This is a genomic window from Aeromonas aquatilis (genome assembly GCF_054052405.1).
The window spans coordinates 15,610-30,030 of record NZ_JBSTYP010000057.1; the positions used below are offsets into that span (position 1 = coordinate 15,610).

Annotated in this window: 21 protein-coding genes; 18 read left to right on the forward strand and 3 right to left on the reverse strand. The window is 56.3% G+C overall.

All coding sequences use genetic code 11. The features are described 5' to 3' along the window. Positions 1-2 precede the first annotated feature (2 nt). Positions 3-404 (forward strand): SMU1112c/YaeR family gloxylase I-like metalloprotein, encoded by a 402-nt coding sequence (gene gloA2, locus ACW5W8_RS19015; protein ID WP_498629560.1) that lies wholly within the window; start codon positions 3-5, stop codon positions 402-404. Positions 405-482: 78 nt separating this feature from the next. Here gloA2 and ACW5W8_RS19020 read toward each other — a convergent pair whose 3' ends face one another. Together ACW5W8_RS19020 and ACW5W8_RS19025 are read right to left on the reverse strand one after the other, a co-directional pair. After that, on the reverse strand, positions 483-803 hold the full coding sequence (locus ACW5W8_RS19020) for an SMR family transporter (protein ID WP_005335659.1): 321 nt from the start codon (positions 801-803) through the stop codon (positions 483-485). Next, positions 800-1,186 carry a DMT family transporter gene (locus ACW5W8_RS19025; RefSeq protein ID WP_005335660.1) on the reverse strand — a complete coding sequence of 129 codons (387 nt, stop codon included), beginning with the start codon at positions 1,184-1,186 and terminating at the stop codon, positions 800-802. Before ACW5W8_RS19025 ends, ACW5W8_RS19020 begins: the two co-directional genes overlap by 4 nt. Positions 1,187-1,344: 158 nt before the next feature. Between ACW5W8_RS19025 and ACW5W8_RS19030 the strand changes: the two genes are divergently transcribed. The 3 genes from ACW5W8_RS19030 to ppa all read left to right on the forward strand — a co-directional run bounded on the left by ACW5W8_RS19030 (position 1,345) and on the right by ppa (position 4,663). Next, positions 1,345-2,226 (forward strand): LysR family transcriptional regulator, encoded by an 882-nt coding sequence (locus tag ACW5W8_RS19030; RefSeq protein ID WP_498629562.1) that lies wholly within the window; start codon positions 1,345-1,347, stop codon positions 2,224-2,226. Between the two features lie 109 nt (positions 2,227-2,335). Then, positions 2,336-3,916 (forward strand): DUF3369 domain-containing protein, encoded by a 1,581-nt coding sequence (locus ACW5W8_RS19035; protein ID WP_498629564.1) that lies wholly within the window; start codon positions 2,336-2,338, stop codon positions 3,914-3,916. A 216-nt stretch (positions 3,917-4,132) separates the two neighbouring features. Beyond that, the gene (ppa, locus tag ACW5W8_RS19040; RefSeq protein ID WP_005335667.1) at positions 4,133-4,663 is read left to right on the forward strand and encodes an inorganic diphosphatase; all 531 of its coding nucleotides are present in this window, start codon (positions 4,133-4,135) and stop codon (positions 4,661-4,663) included. A 26-nt stretch (positions 4,664-4,689) separates the two neighbouring features. Here the strand turns inward: ppa and ACW5W8_RS19045 are convergent, their stop codons facing one another. After that, positions 4,690-5,037: a hypothetical protein gene (locus ACW5W8_RS19045; protein WP_498629566.1), complete on the reverse strand. Its 348-nt coding sequence runs from the start codon at positions 5,035-5,037 to the stop codon at positions 4,690-4,692. Positions 5,038-5,176: 139 nt separating this feature from the next. Here ACW5W8_RS19045 and ACW5W8_RS19050 point away from each other — a divergent pair, with 139 nt between their 5' ends. The 14 genes from ACW5W8_RS19050 (at position 5,177) to ACW5W8_RS19115 (ending at position 14,200) form a co-directional block, all read left to right on the forward strand. Then, the gene (locus tag ACW5W8_RS19050; RefSeq protein WP_498629568.1) at positions 5,177-6,067 is read left to right on the forward strand and encodes a hypothetical protein; all 891 of its coding nucleotides are present in this window, start codon (positions 5,177-5,179) and stop codon (positions 6,065-6,067) included. 221 nt (positions 6,068-6,288) lie between these two features. Beyond that, complete coding sequence (locus ACW5W8_RS19055; protein ID WP_005343253.1) at positions 6,289-6,831, forward strand: YtfJ family protein; 543 nt, start codon at positions 6,289-6,291, stop codon at positions 6,829-6,831. A 44-nt stretch (positions 6,832-6,875) separates the two neighbouring features. Next, positions 6,876-7,175 carry a hypothetical protein gene (locus ACW5W8_RS19060; protein ID WP_498629569.1) on the forward strand — a complete coding sequence of 100 codons (300 nt, stop codon included), beginning with the start codon at positions 6,876-6,878 and terminating at the stop codon, positions 7,173-7,175. A gap of 32 nt (positions 7,176-7,207) precedes the next feature. Then, positions 7,208-7,786, forward strand: a complete 579-nt coding sequence (locus tag ACW5W8_RS19065) for a DUF2796 domain-containing protein (protein ID WP_498629571.1) — start codon at positions 7,208-7,210, stop codon at positions 7,784-7,786. Between the two features lie 4 nt (positions 7,787-7,790). Then, on the forward strand, positions 7,791-8,480 hold the full coding sequence (locus tag ACW5W8_RS19070) for an ABC transporter ATP-binding protein (protein ID WP_498629573.1): 690 nt from the start codon (positions 7,791-7,793) through the stop codon (positions 8,478-8,480). Then, positions 8,474-9,721, forward strand: a complete 1,248-nt coding sequence (locus tag ACW5W8_RS19075; protein WP_203118479.1) for an ABC transporter permease — start codon at positions 8,474-8,476, stop codon at positions 9,719-9,721. Before ACW5W8_RS19070 ends, ACW5W8_RS19075 begins: the two co-directional genes overlap by 7 nt. A gap of 31 nt (positions 9,722-9,752) precedes the next feature. Next, a complete protein-coding gene (locus tag ACW5W8_RS19080) occupies positions 9,753-10,229 on the forward strand; it encodes a DUF3299 domain-containing protein (RefSeq protein WP_111807076.1) in 477 nt (158 codons plus the stop codon). 104 nt (positions 10,230-10,333) lie between these two features. After that, on the forward strand, positions 10,334-11,194 hold the full coding sequence (locus ACW5W8_RS19085; protein WP_498629576.1) for a TIGR03899 family protein: 861 nt from the start codon (positions 10,334-10,336) through the stop codon (positions 11,192-11,194). Positions 11,195-11,417: 223 nt separating this feature from the next. Beyond that, the gene (locus ACW5W8_RS19090) at positions 11,418-11,549 is read left to right on the forward strand and encodes a hypothetical protein (protein WP_498629578.1); all 132 of its coding nucleotides are present in this window, start codon (positions 11,418-11,420) and stop codon (positions 11,547-11,549) included. 10 nt (positions 11,550-11,559) lie between these two features. Next, positions 11,560-11,919 (forward strand): hypothetical protein, encoded by a 360-nt coding sequence (locus ACW5W8_RS19095; RefSeq protein WP_498629580.1) that lies wholly within the window; start codon positions 11,560-11,562, stop codon positions 11,917-11,919. A 434-nt stretch (positions 11,920-12,353) separates the two neighbouring features. After that, entirely contained in the window at positions 12,354-12,587 is a 234-nt protein-coding gene (locus ACW5W8_RS19100; protein WP_095939100.1) for a hypothetical protein, read from the forward strand. A gap of 107 nt (positions 12,588-12,694) precedes the next feature. Beyond that, positions 12,695-13,072 carry a hypothetical protein gene (locus tag ACW5W8_RS19105; protein ID WP_498629582.1) on the forward strand — a complete coding sequence of 126 codons (378 nt, stop codon included), beginning with the start codon at positions 12,695-12,697 and terminating at the stop codon, positions 13,070-13,072. Next, the gene (locus ACW5W8_RS19110) at positions 13,065-13,586 is read left to right on the forward strand and encodes a hypothetical protein (protein WP_498629584.1); all 522 of its coding nucleotides are present in this window, start codon (positions 13,065-13,067) and stop codon (positions 13,584-13,586) included. Before ACW5W8_RS19105 ends, ACW5W8_RS19110 begins: the two co-directional genes overlap by 8 nt. Before the next feature lie 245 nt (positions 13,587-13,831). Then, positions 13,832-14,200 carry a hypothetical protein gene (locus ACW5W8_RS19115; protein ID WP_498629586.1) on the forward strand — a complete coding sequence of 123 codons (369 nt, stop codon included), beginning with the start codon at positions 13,832-13,834 and terminating at the stop codon, positions 14,198-14,200. Positions 14,201-14,421: the final 221 nt, after the last annotated feature.

The window sequence follows — 14,421 nt, forward strand, 5'->3', positions numbered from 1 at the left end:
CCATGACCTTTCCGCTGTTTGACGCCATCCACCATGTGGCCATCATCGCCAGCGATTACCAGCGATCGCGCCACTTCTACCACGAGGTGCTGGGGCTGCCCATCATCGCCGAGACCCTGCGCGAAGCGCGCCAGTCGTGGAAACTGGACCTGGCCCTGCCGGACGGCAGCCAGCTGGAGCTGTTCAGCTTCCCTATCACCCCCAGCCGTCCCTCGACGCCCGAGGCGTGCGGCCTGCGCCATCTTGCCTTTCGGGTCAGCGACCTTGACCGGGTCATCGCCCACCTGCTGGCCCATCAGGTCGAGGTAGAACCGGTGCGGGTGGATGAGCTGACCGGCAAGCGCTTTACCTTCTTCGCCGACCCCGACGGCCTGCCGCTGGAGCTCTACGAAGCGCCGCGCTGAGCCTGAGTCGGTCAAACAGTCGGCCAAACAAAAAGCCGCCCGGCGAAACCGGGCGGCTTTTGTTATTGCTTCAGGTTATCAGGCGGTAGTCAGCATAACGACAGCCAGCGCCATCACCATCATGCCAGCCCAGCCGATGGGCTTGAGCCGCTCACCGAAGAAGAGCAAACCGCCAAGCGCCGTACCGACGATGCCGATAGCCCCCCAGGTGGCGTAGGCAACAGCCAGGTCAATCTGGCCGCCGCTTACCGCTTCCGAGAGCAGGGTAAAGGCGCCGAGTACCAGCATGATCCCGAGGAATCCCCACCCCTTGTAACGAAAGCCCTTGGAGCGGTTGATGGCCATGTTGGCGCCGATATCGATCAGTGCGGCACCCAGTACAATTACAAACGGACTCATGCTGTGGCCTCCGCTTCTACTGACTTGTCTGCGGGCTCATCATGGGTCTCCCCCATGGTCACCATAACAATCCCCACTATCGCGAGAGCCAGGCCAATCAGCTCCTGAACGGTCACATCGTAACCAAGGAACATGACCGACACTATGGTGATCAGGGTGATCCCGAGCCCCTCCCAAAGCGCAAACGCAATACCAATGGAGATTGTTTTGGCGGCTTTCGCCAGCAACCAATACGAGAAACCGATCAACAGCCACATCGGGATGTAGTTCATCCAGCCAGCCCCCTGCTCGGGGATCATGGCCATGCTGGAGGTACCTGCGACCTCGGTCACGATGGCGCCGGTCAAAAACAGCCGGGCCAGAAACATACGACTTAATAACATATAAGATGCCTTTGTTGCTTCGACGGGAGAGATGGTAAACGGGGAGAAGCAACTCGCGACAATCGCTCAGCGTCGATTATTCCGACGCCACAGGTTTGCCTTGCCTTGGTTCGGCACGCTAAGGTGATGGTGAAAAAATCCGTCACGGCCTGTCAAACATGAAGCTATATCAGATAGAACTCTTTGTAGAGTCAGCCAATAACGGCTCTATTGCCAACACCGCCCGTCGCCTCGGCAAAAGCCGCAGCGCCGTCAGCACCTCCATCGCGGTGCTGGAAGTTGAGCTTGGCGTCGAACTTTTTGAACGAGGTGCCAATCAGAGTCGCCTGACCGAGATCGGCGAGCTGGTGCTTGATGATTGCACTCGTCTGCTGCAGGCAGCCAACAGCTTGCAGCAGAAGTGCAAACATTACGCCTCGGGTGCCGAAGTGGCGCTGCGGGTTGCCCGCGATGACGCCATCCCCGAGCAAGTGTGGCGCGAGATGCTAGCTGGACTGCACAACCAGTTTCCCGGCACCAGCATCTCGCTGGTGCTCACCTCCCCGCCCGAACTACCGGCGCTGGTGGAAGAGGGATTCGTCGATGCCGCTTTTGGCCTCATTACCGAAGATCAGGAGCGCAGCGGCCTCAATATCGACGTGCTCAACCCGATCCGCACCCTGATGGTGGTGGCGCCCAGCCATCCGCTGGCCGGACTTAAGCGGGTCAAACAGCAGGATCTGACTGACCACACCCAGATAACGCTCTCCTATGTAGATGAATTCTCGCTAAAAAGTCTGCTGCCAGTGGGCGGCAAGCATATCGGTCTCTCCAGCTTCGAGTTGATGCGCAACTCTGTGCTGGATGGCCTGGGCTGGGCGGTGCTCCCCTCGCCACTGATCCAGAGTCAGCTGCGACAAGGCTCCCTGCTGACCCTGAAACACAAGTTCAGCCTGCAGTGGCGGGATTACGGGGTCTATCTGGCAGAAAACGCCTATCACGGCAAGGTGTTGGCCTGGTTGAAGAAGTCGATCCAGGGATATCTGGAACCTTTCGAGTAGCGATAAAGAGGCGGAGCCAGCTCACGATATCGACTTATCCTGATGATCCGAGAGGATGTGATCGTGCATACTGTTCACATACTCATTGAGCGCCGGAGGCGTAACCGATATGAGCAGTGCCCAAGACAAGGACGATATCTTGCTGGACGACGACATCATCGAACTCGATGATGAGGAGGTCGTGGTCCCCAAGGCACTCAACCCCTGGCAGGTGCTGATCGTGGATGATGAGCCGGATATCCATCATGCCACCCGGCTTGCCCTCTCCAATATTAAGTACAAATCTCGCCCACTGGAGCTGCTCAACGCCTACAGCGGTGCTGAAGCCGCCACCATGCTGGAGGCCAATCCCCGAATTGCCCTGATCCTGCTGGATGTGGTGATGGAGACCGAAGATGCCGGTTTGCGACTGGTGCACAAGATCCGCAACGAGATGCGCAACTCACTGGTGCGGATCGTGCTACGTACCGGCCAACCCGGTCAGGCCCCCGAGCAGCGGGTGATCCTCGATTACGACATTAACGACTACAAGACCAAGACCGAGCTGACGGTACAAAAGCTCTACACCACCGTCATCGCATCCCTGCGCTCATACGAAACCCTCAGCGCCATCGACAAGAGTCGTCAGGGGCTCGGTAAAATTCTGGAAGGGGCTGGCGATCTCTATCATCTTCATTCGCTTAAGGAGTTTGCCTCCGGCGTACTGAAACAGATCAGCGCCATTCTCGATGTGGGCACCGAAGGGGCCATCTGCGCCGAGCGCCGTCCCAGCGAGCAACGGCTGGAGATCCTGGCGGCCACGGGAGACTATGAAGCCCTGCTGGAAGAGGGGAAACTGAGCGACTTTCCCACGCTGCATGACTCGGTCATGAACGCACTTTCGGCCCGCAGCAACCGCTTTGAACACCCGCAGGACTCCCTCTATATCGCCGCCCAGAATGGTCGCGAGTTCGTGTTGAGTTTTATCCCGACCCAACCCCTCGATCCCCTCGAGTGCGATCTGCTGGATGTGTTCTGTCAGCGCATCTCGGCGGCCTACGATAACCTCTATCTCTACAACCAGTTGTTGCGCGCGCAGGAGGCCACCGTGGTGGCGCTGGCGGCGCTGGCGGAGTTTCGTGATTCCGATACCGGCGAGCATGTCTTGCGCGTGCAGAAGCTCTCGGATGCCATCGTGGCAGAGTTGAGGCAGATGGCGGCCTATCCCGAGCAGCTGACCCCTGAGTTTGTCGAGATGATCGGCATGGCTTCCATCCTGCACGATGTGGGTAAGGTGGGCACCCCCGACCATATCCTGCACAAGCCAGGCCGTTTCGACCTGGAAGAGCGGGCCATCATGGAGCTGCACGCCGGTATCGGCGCCAATATCCTGCACAAGGCGGGCGAGATGGTGGAGGGAACCAGCTACCTCTCGCTGGGAGCTGAAATCGCCCGCGGCCACCACGAGCACTTCGATGGCAAAGGCTATCCGCAGCAGCTGGCTGGTCAGCAGATCCCGCTGTCGGCACGGATTGTGGCGGTAGTCGATGTGTTCGATGCCCTGCTCAGCAAGCGCCCCTACAAGGAGCCCTGGACGCTGGCGCAGACCATGGAGTATATCCAGTCCCGCTCCGGCTCCCAGTTTGATCCTCATGTCGTAACAGCTCTGTCGCGACTGGTCAACGAGTCGAGACTCCCCTACTCGCTCTGACTCTCTGCACTTGCAACTCAGCATCTCTTGCCGGTGACCAAGGTCACCGGCAAGGCATCAAAACAACCGTTTTGTTGCATCTCGTACACATCAAAGCGCCGCAAAGCGGAAACATCCCCCTTCTTTGTTAGCGATAGCCGCTGAAATATGGTCATTTAACATCACATCGCTATAATATCGGCCTGCAAACCTGATACTAACAACGAAGGAATTATCATGAGCCTGAACCTGGTACCGGCCGGCAAGAGCCTGCCCGACGATATCTATGTCATCATCGAAATCCCGCAGAATGCCGACCCGATCAAATACGAAGTCGACAAGGACAGCGGCGCTATTTTCGTCGATCGCTTCATGTCTACCCCGATGTTCTATCCGTGCAACTACGGCTACGTGAACGCAACCCTCTCTCTGGATGGTGACCCCGTCGACGTACTGGTTCCGACCCCCTACCCGCTGCTGGCAGGTTCCGTCATTCGCTGCCGCCCGGTTGGCGTGCTGAAGATGACCGACGAATCTGGCGAAGATGCCAAGATCGTTGCCGTACCGCACTCCAAGCTGACCAAGCAGTACGACCACATCCAGGATGTGAACGATCTGCCGGAACTGCTGAAAGCCCAGATCCAACACTTCTTCGAGCGCTACAAAGAGCTGGAAGCGGGCAAATGGGTCAAGGTGGAAGGTTGGGGCGACAAGGCCGCTGCCGAAGCCGAGATCAAGACCTCTGCCGAGCGTTACGCTGCCAAGTAAGCGTCACCCGGTATGAAAAAGGCGCCTTATGGCGCCTTTTTTGTCGGTGTTTGCGGCAGCTGACCAGCCTCATCTTCGGCAGGATTGCCCTGAATATATATTTCACGACCATCTTTCTGGTAGGAACGGTAGTAGTCGCTCCCGCAGCGATACCCGCCACCCGGCTCGCTCATCAGCTCGCAGTTGACCGGCAACACCTCCAGCCACTTGATGGTCTGCTGGTAGCGCAGCCACTCCTGCCATTCGTGTTCGCGCGCCAACTGATCGCGCAGGGCAAAGGTATCCGCAACGGACATCCCCTTGTTGACGATCACCTGACCCGCCATGGCTGGCAGGCTGAGCAGCCCAAACAGCACTATCATCCAAGGCTTCATAACCCCTCCAGAGTGACTTAATTTCACAATTAAATTAAAAGTCACATCAATCTGTTATCCAGATCACAAAACGAAATATCACCAAAGTGGTGCCGGCTCACCTAGTTGTTAATTATCGTCCACGGCAGGAAGCACCACCATGAAGCTGACCCCCGCGCTGTTGCTCAGCCTCACTCTCTGCACCACCCTTGGCGCCACAAGCAACGCCAGCGAAATCAACATGAGCTGGCAGTGGCAATCCACCGATGGCCAGCGCAAGCACTTCCAGCTGACCACCGACGATCAGGTGATGGCCGCCAGTCGCCACGAGATGAGCCTGCTGAAGGCTTCCCTCACCAATCCGCTGGAGACGCTCTACGCCTATATCAGCCCGCGACTCTACAACAGCATCAACCTGATCAACCAGAGCAGCCCGGAGACCGCTACCAAATTTCGCAATCTGGAGCAGGCCTTCACCCTGCGGGACGACAGCATGGAGTCGCTGCTGTTCTGGCAAGCCTACCAGCAGTATCAGGAGGATGCCTTCTACCAGATGAGGGTGATACCCTGCGTCCATCCGGCCAATCGCAAGCTGCCTTGCGTGCGACCCGATTACTCACAGCTCTTTTATCACTTCAAGGGGCAGCTCAAGCCACTGGCGCAGCAGTTTGCCGCCAAGGATCTCGCCACCAGCGTCAGCCTGCTGCAGGAGTGGCTGAACGCCATTCCCACCCAGCCGGAGCAGATGGATCACTTCGCGCCGCCGCTGCAGGCACTGCAGGATAACAAGGCCGACAGCGACGAGAAGGCGCTGTTGATGGCCAGCCTGCTGGCGGAGCTGGCCCCGCAATATGTGCTCAGCATCATCTATCCGGATATCAGCATCGGCAGCGTCTCCCCTGCCTGGCTGGCCATTACGGCAGACAGTGGCGTACCCGGTGATGTGGTGGTGATCAACAATCAGCGCCATGTGCTGCTGACCGGCTCGTCCCTGCTGGCCCAGCAGATGACCATGGCCAAGATCCCCCTCATCAGCGAGTCGCTCTACTGACGCAGACAGCTCAGACCAGCCGCCAATTCATTGATTTTTATCGATGTCATGCCATCCTAGCCGCCCTTGCCAGCCGACCTCATGACTGGCGGGGCGCCGACGCTTCTGAATTGCGATCTTATTTAACACTTTATTAAACAGATCCGATCAGTTTAGGATGAAGCTCGCCCATTCCCTCAATCCGAAACTCGTTATAACATAACAAATGGAGTGTCATCAGGATGAAACATCTCGTACTTACTTTGGCGCTGCTGCCATCTCTGGTCTTTGCTCACAACTTCAAGGATGGCAACCCGGTGCCGCTGGTCAATGTCAGTGACAAGGGTGAGCTGGTACTGAATGGCAAGGATATCGGCTACCAGCCGTGGCAGAGCACCTCGCTCACCGGCAAGGTATTTCTGATCCAGCATATTGCCGGCCGCTCCAGTGCCAAGGAGCTGAACGCCCCGATGATCGAGGCGATCAAGGCCGCCAAGCTACCGCAAGACAAGTACCAGACCGTTACCGTCATCAACAGCAATGACGCCATCTGGGGTACCTCCGGCTTCGTCAAGAGCAGTGCCGAGGACAGCAAGAAAGAGTTCCCCTGGTCCGCCATGGTGCTGGATGCCAAGGGCATGGCGCGCAACGCCTGGGATCTGACGCCGGAAAGCTCGGCGATCATCCTGCTGGATAAAGAGGGCAAGGTGCTGTTTGCCAAAGATGGCCAGCTCGATGCCAACAACATTGCTACCGTGATGGGGCTCATCAAGTCCCATCTCTAAGTCAGAGAGAAAGGGCGCTGATGGCGCCCTTTCCATAAGGGTCTATGGGTCGTATCAAGCTGAAAATCTGGATCTTGCTGCTGGGCTGGTTATGGCTGCAGCCTGCCCTTGCCCGGCACCAGTTTGAATCTGCCCTGCCCGGCCACGACGACCATCACTGCCTGGTTTGCGCCCTCCATCTGGATGGCAAGCAGGTCATCACCACCCCCCCCTATTGTTTCCCTAGTTTGACCTCTGTTCTGCCCGTCGTTGCAACCATGCAACGCTCGGCAGATACCGCCACGCTTCACAGCTATGCCATCCGTGCGCCGCCCGCCTCTGCTTTTATCTATCCCTTTGTTTAAGTTCACTATTTGTTTTGAAAAAAGGATTAAAGATGAAAGCAGTTACTCTGTTGCTGGCCGCTGCGGCCTTTGGCGCACACGCAAATCACGACGAACACGAGAGCCACAGCCACGGCGCCCACGAGCACGGCCATGGCCACCTCAATCTGGTGGTCGATGGCGACCAGTTGATGATCGAACTGCAAGCCCCTGCCGCCGATCTGGTGGGCTTCGAGCACGCCGCCAAGAGCGATGAAGAGAAGGCGCAATATGCCAAGGCGGTCGCCCGCCTCCAGCAGCCTGACGCCCTGTTCCGCTTCGACCCGGCCGCTGGCTGCAAACTGACCCAGCAGGAGCTGCAAGCCGCCAAAGAAGAGCATGAGCATGAGCACGACCATGACAAGGCTGCCAGCGACAAACATGAAGACCACCATGATCATGACGAAGCGGGTCACGCCGATATGGGCGCCATGTACACCTACACCTGTGCCACGCCAGCCAAACTGACCGGTCTTGAGGCGACCCTGTTCAGCGTCTATCCGAGCCTTGAGAAGCTGAGCGTGCAGGGGATCCTGCCCACCGGCCAGACCGCTGGCGAGCTGACCCCGTCCGCCAACAAGCTGAGCTGGTAACGCCATGAAAAAATCCGTGGTTGAGATCCGCGATCTGGCCTTTGCCTGGCCAGGTGGCGACGCCGTACTCGATTTGCCCGCCCTCACCATCCGCGAGGGTGAGCGGGTCTTTATCAAGGGGCCATCGGGCTCCGGCAAATCGACCCTGCTCGGGTTGCTGGCCGGGATCCAGACAGCCAACCACGGCACCCTGGAGGTGCTGGGCCAACCATTGGCCCGGCTCTCTGGCCGTGCCCGTGACCACTTCAGGGCGGCCAATCTGGGTTATATCTTCCAGCAGTTCAATCTGCTGCCCTTTCTCTCGGTGCAGGACAACGTGACCGCTGCCCTCACCTTTTCGCCCGCCAAACGGGCCCGCCTGCAAGGGAGTCCGGAGCAGGAGGCGCGCCGTCTGCTGGCGGAGCTGCAACTGCCGGATGACGCACTGCATCGCCCCGTCCATGCCCTCAGCATCGGCCAGCAGCAGCGGGTTGCTGCCGCGCGGGCGCTGATCGGCTCGCCGCCACTGGTGATCGCCGACGAGCCTACTTCGGCCCTCGATACCGACAACCGGGCCGCCTTTATCAAGCTGTTGTTTGAGGAGTGCGACAAGCAGGGCTCGACCCTCATCTTCGTCAGTCACGACCCTTATCTCGAACCCCTGTTCCCGCGGGTCGAAAACCTGCAACAGCTCAACCGGAGGGCATCATGCTAAAGCTCGCCCTGCAAAGTCTCTGGGCCCGCCGCCTCACCGCCGGGCTCACCCTGCTGGCCGTCGCCATCAGCGTCACCCTGCTACTCGGGGTGGAGCGGGTGCGCACCCAGGCCCGCGAAAGCTTCTCCAACACCGTCTCGGGCACCGATCTCATCGTTGGCGCCCGCTCCGGTCAGGTTAACCTGCTGCTCTACTCGGTGTTTCGCATCGGCAACCCCACCAACAACGTGGGGTGGGACTCCTATCAAGCCATCAAACAGAAACCGGGCGTCGCCTGGACCATCCCGCTTTCCCTTGGTGACTCCCACAAGGGATTTCGGGTGCTCGGCACCAATGGCGACTACTTCACTCACCTGAAGTACGGTCAGCAACAGTCGCTGCAACTGCGCGAGGGGCGGCCATTCGACACGCCGTTTGAAGCAGTGCTCGGCGCCCAGGTAGCCGAGAAGCTCGGCTATCACCTTGACCAATCCATCGTCATCGCCCACGGTGCTGGCAACACCTCGTTCAGCCAGCACGACAATCTGCCGTTCAAGGTGGTGGGTATTCTGGCGCCGACCGGCACGCCCATCGATCGCACCATCCATGTGCCGCTGGCGGGGATCGAAGCGATCCATCTGGGCTGGGATACCGGTCGTCACAGCAAAAACGTGACCCCCGAGCAAGCCATGGCACAGGATCTGACCCCGAAGACCATCACCGCCTTTATGGTGGGGCTGAGCAACCGGATCCTGGCGTTCCAGCTGCAACGCAGCGTCAACACCTATCCCAAAGAGCCGCTGATGGCGATCCTGCCGGGGGCCGCCCTGCAGGAGCTGTGGAGCCTGATGAGCGTGGCGGAAACCGCGCTGTCGGTCATCGCCGGTTTTGTGGTAGTCGCGGGCCTGATCGGCATGCTGACGACCCTGCTGGCGGGGCTTAACGAGCGGCGTCGGGAGCTCGCCATATTGAGATCCCTTGGCGCGGGCCCTGCCCATCTGTTCCTGCTGCTGGCGCTGGAGGCCATGGCGCTGACCACGGTCGGCATCGCCCTCGGGGTCGCCGTGCTCTATCTGGGGCAGGGGCTTGCCTCGCCCTGGCTGCTCAGCCACTATGGCCTGCAATTAAGCTTGGGGCTGCCGAGTACCTACGAGTGGCAGTTGCTGGGGGTAGTCTGGCTGGCAGGCATGGTAATCGGCCTGCTCCCTGCCGCCCGCGCTTATCGCTACAGCCTGAGCGATGGCATGAGCATTCGCGTCTAGTGAGACGCCCAAAAGAAAAACAGAAGGACAGATGATGAAGTGGAAAATTGTGGCGCTGCTCGCCAGCCTGCTGGTGCTGCCCGCCCTGGCCGCCGATTACAAGACCATCGACTGGGATGTGCTGATCCCGGAAGGGGAGAAACTGCTGCCCCCTCCGCAGGTGAGCCACGATGGGGATCTCGCCTCCGTGCCGCAACCGGTGGGCGGCGTGAACAAGAAGCTGGACAACCAGGATGTGCGCATTCCGGGCTTCGTGGTGCCGCTGGAGGGGGATGCCAAGAAGATCACCGCCTTCCTGCTGGTGCCCTACTTCGGTGCCTGCATCCATGTGCCGCCGCCCCCCACCAATCAGGTGATCTATGTGAGCTACCCCAAGGGTGCGCCAGTGGATGATCTGTGGGATGCCATCTGGGTGAAGGGCAAGATGCGCACGGTCAGCTCCAGCCACGAGATGGCCACCGCCTCCTACTCGATGGAAGCGGTCGAGGTGAGCGTCTACGAGGAGTAATCCTCCCGTTGCAAAAAAAGCGGCCTCCACGGAGGCCGCTTTGTTATCTTGGCATCCCGGTTGGAGTAACATTCACCTCCATAACCTGTGCGAATGGAGTCAGCATGGCAGACCTCCCCCCCCCGAAAAAAGAGAGTTCGATCCTGAGCAGCCAAGAGCAGACCCTGCGTCTGGCCCGCAGTCGCGGCATCGACGGCATGCTCACCCGCAACAGCGACAGCACCTTCGAACAGCGAGCGACCTTTCGCCATCTGGCGGATCAGGCCGCCCGCCAGCGCAATCTGGAAGCCATCATGGTGATGGCCTCCCGCCACTGCGAAGAGACGGCGGCCGGCGGCGAGATGGACAGCGACTGGCTGACCCGCTTCCTGCAACTGGCGGAAGATATCAGCATGGTGCCGATGCAACAGCTGTGGGGGCGGATCTTCGCGCTGGAGGTGGCCACGCCGGGCCGCTTCTCCATCCGGGCGCTCTCCACCCTCAAAGAGATGACTCAGCGCGAGGCCCATCTGTTCCAGCGTATCTGTTCGCTAACCTGCCACTACACCGGCAGCGACGAGCAGCGACTGCTGCTGGGGCTGCACAAGGGGGCCACCCTGCTGAGCCGCGCCAAGGCCACCCGCCTTGGCCTTGGCAAATATCGCCTCCCCTACAACGCCCTGCTGCAGCTGTTCGAGCTGGGGCTGCTGCATCGCGCGGAGCTGGAGTCCGGCCCGCTGCCCGCCGATGGGGTCGAGTTGGAGTTCGGCAACCAGCGCTGGCGGCTGCAGTGCAAGCAGAACAATATCACCCTGCTCTACTACCGCCTCACCCCGGTGGGCAACGAGCTCGCCCAGCTGCTGCAAGAGTCGCCGCTGGAGGAGTACCTGCAGGATCTGAAAACCGTGCTGGTACAGGGGCTCCAGATCGAGGTACAGCTGACCGCAACCGAGCCAAGCGCCACCGTCGGGGAGCAAGCCACCTGATCTCCGGCCAGATGGGCCACAGGCCCATCTTCGGTTTTCCCCTCTTGATAACCCCACCCTGCCCGATATTCCTTTCACGACTGTCCGAATACGCCGGGCGATTCTAACCTGCGAGATGATTGCATAATTTGTTGATCTTGCTCAGGAAACCACCAATCTGCACTTCCCCTTACAGCCCCGTTCGGTAACATAGCCGCTTGGCAACCTCTCGCAGGAGTCAGCCATGAGCCAAGCCAGTGCCAAAACGCCGGTAAAAAGCAGCAGACTGGAGGCTGAAATTCAGGGGCGGCAGCGTGGTCTTTGTAAGTTGGCTCAGAGCGTAGCGAAGACCAACAGACAAGTTCTTCAGCGTTAAAGGGAAAAATATGGATGTCATTAAGGCTTTAGAAATCATCTCAGCATTGTCAGAAGGCGTTAATCCTGAAACCGGTGAAGAGTTATCTGAAGAAAACTGCTTCAATCAGCCGAAAGTCATTCGAGCTTTATTTATCGCAAAACAGAGCCTCGAAGCATCAATCATTTCTGAAAAGCGTAAATCTGATTTACCAGAAAATGCTGGTAAGCCGTGGAAACCAGACGAAGATGAGCTATTGGCAAATAGCTTTGATTCAGGCTTAGGTGTTGATGAATTATCAAGAATCCATAAAAGAACAAAAGGTTCCATTGCCTCCAGGTTAGTTCGTCTAGGTAAAATAAACGAGCGTTCCGATATTTATACTCGGTAGCCTCGTTTTTGTAGGTTGGCGCAGAGCGTAGGGAAGCCCAACAGACGAGCATTATCACCTCAACCAGAATGGAATAAACACGGGTTGGATAGATATAACAAATGTGCAGATACGTTTCTGCGGTAAACGTTGGGCTTCACTTCGTTCAGCACCAACCTACGATTTTTAGCCCAACATACGAGATACAATTTTTGGCCCAACATACTAGATGTATTTGCACACAGTATGGATGCTAGTGGAGCCCCATATTGGATATAGAGGAAACTCGACCATTTATCCTACAGTTAATGCAAGAAACATTGATATAACATATTGAAAATATGGATAACTACATTGATGTGATACAAAAAAATTGGCAGGATATGTGGAACAGTCGCATGTTTCTATGTGGAAACATTCCGTATAATAAATTGTTATGTGCCAAAGGAAGGCCTATGTCGCTCCCCAAAGACAGAGTTGTAGTCGCAAGCGATGTGAATCCTCGAGACGGGATCGGTGTTGAAATCTACAGAAACGACGAGCTGGTCGTTGAAATTTTCAGAGACGACACGGACAGAACTCGGACAGTAACAGTATTCAAAGAATCAATTTCACTTGAGCTAATGGAGGAATCCATTCAGATATTCAAGAAAGAGATTCCTTGGGACTTCATTGAATACGAGGAATAGGCACATAACAATGCGCTCAACTGCCGCTCACTTCGTTCGCTGGACGTCCAAAAGCTGCGCTTTTGGACGCCCGTTAGCTTAATCGTTAGCCCCCTTTCGGAAATTCCATGCAAGGAACAATTGCCCAACTACTTTCGATAGCCGCTCATGGGAATGAATATTTAGCTGAGCGTTTAGATGAGAGCTATTTTCCAAATAGTTCTACTTTCAAGTTCTGCAAATTTGTAAAATTTGTGGATCTACAAAGCTCGGGAACGAAGTGGCATGAAAGAGAATTTGCAAAGGACCCCAATGCTTGGTTCAAAAAGCTAAATGAGACGGGCGTTGTCCAGCTAAGAGTCAGATATATCTCTACAAATAAAGAGGAAATATCAGACCGAATGTCTGTGGCCTTCGTCGGAGGTGGTGGGCGGTGGTTAATTGAAGCGGTAAAGCCAACCAAATCTGATTTCTGGGAAGCTAGGTGGGTGGTGGGTGGTGGGTGATAAAGATGATCCTGAACAGAACATATGGCATGTAAAATATGGGCGAATCTTAAGAAATTCTAATCAGCCCGAGCAGCCTTTACCACCTGCGGCTGAAGTAAAAGAACGGCTAAAAGAAACGCTTCAAAGAATAAGTGACTTTGCTCATACAAATGATTGCAGCAACTTTGGTGAGTGTTTCGATAGGGGGCTGAAGGCTCTTGATGAGCCACCTATTGCCAGCGATAAAGAATACAAAATATTCCCTGCTGGCTATGCTCCACCCGAATACCACCAACTACTGAACGCGTGTCAACGCGCTTGGGTGTTTGGAGGAATGGGATCATGGAACGACATGGGATTCAACGATGCTGCCACTCATAAAGAGTATGAAGATCTTTCGGATAAATTATTCAATCTCATAAATTTATCGTTGATTGTTGCATCAAACCCATTTCCGCGACCAACTGAAGAAAGCGATGTGCCCGGTAATGAGCAAAGTAGAAGATGGTGGCAGTTTTGGAAAAAAGGCTAACAAGGCGCAGCAGTCGGATTTGGGTAAGCTGTCACTTCTAGCTCATGGTGGAATATCTACTGAAAAGTGCCGCATAAAGGGGTGTGAAAATTATAAACTCAAGGGGCGGGAGTTATGCGTAAAGCACTTAACAAGGCCCGGCGATCGGACCTCCAGCAACTGTCACGTTTTTTGGCGTTGCCAAAAAATGCGCCATTTACCTCCGGCCGTTGCAGGCGGCGTTATGCGTTAACTGAGAATCATGTATGAAAAAAATTATATTCATCCTGACAACCCTACTATGGAGCAGCTTCTCAATGTCACAAAACTTTACCGCCAATGGCTTGGTTAGCTTCATGTATGAAAACGTAACCATTGATGCTCCCAAAGGCTGGGCAGAAGTTAAAGCTACATTCACAATCACACATGAAGCCGGCCTAACAAACTCTAAAAGCTCATATCGTGCAACCATGAATAATTCCGGTGAGGAATTTAAGTTTGAACCAACCAACATTTTTGGCCCGCACAACGCAGCGCGAGAACTACTCAAATTAGAGGCGCAGCGTGACCACCAGTACGAAACAGTAATAATCAAAATGAAACCAAATGGCACCGCAACATATGAATTCAAGTGAGCCGCATAACAACTGGTTCAAGCCGTTCGCTTCGCTCACTCGGGACCGGCTAAAGCCGGCCCATTAACCAAACGTTAAATGCCTATGAGCATCGAAGATCAAAGTTCAGTGGACGCAATCGGAGTAGATGAAAAAGGCTATGTCCCAATTACGTGTTGCATGGGGTGCCCCAGCGCCTCATGCAAACATGCTTTGATATTCACGCCCCTCCCGTAACGCTC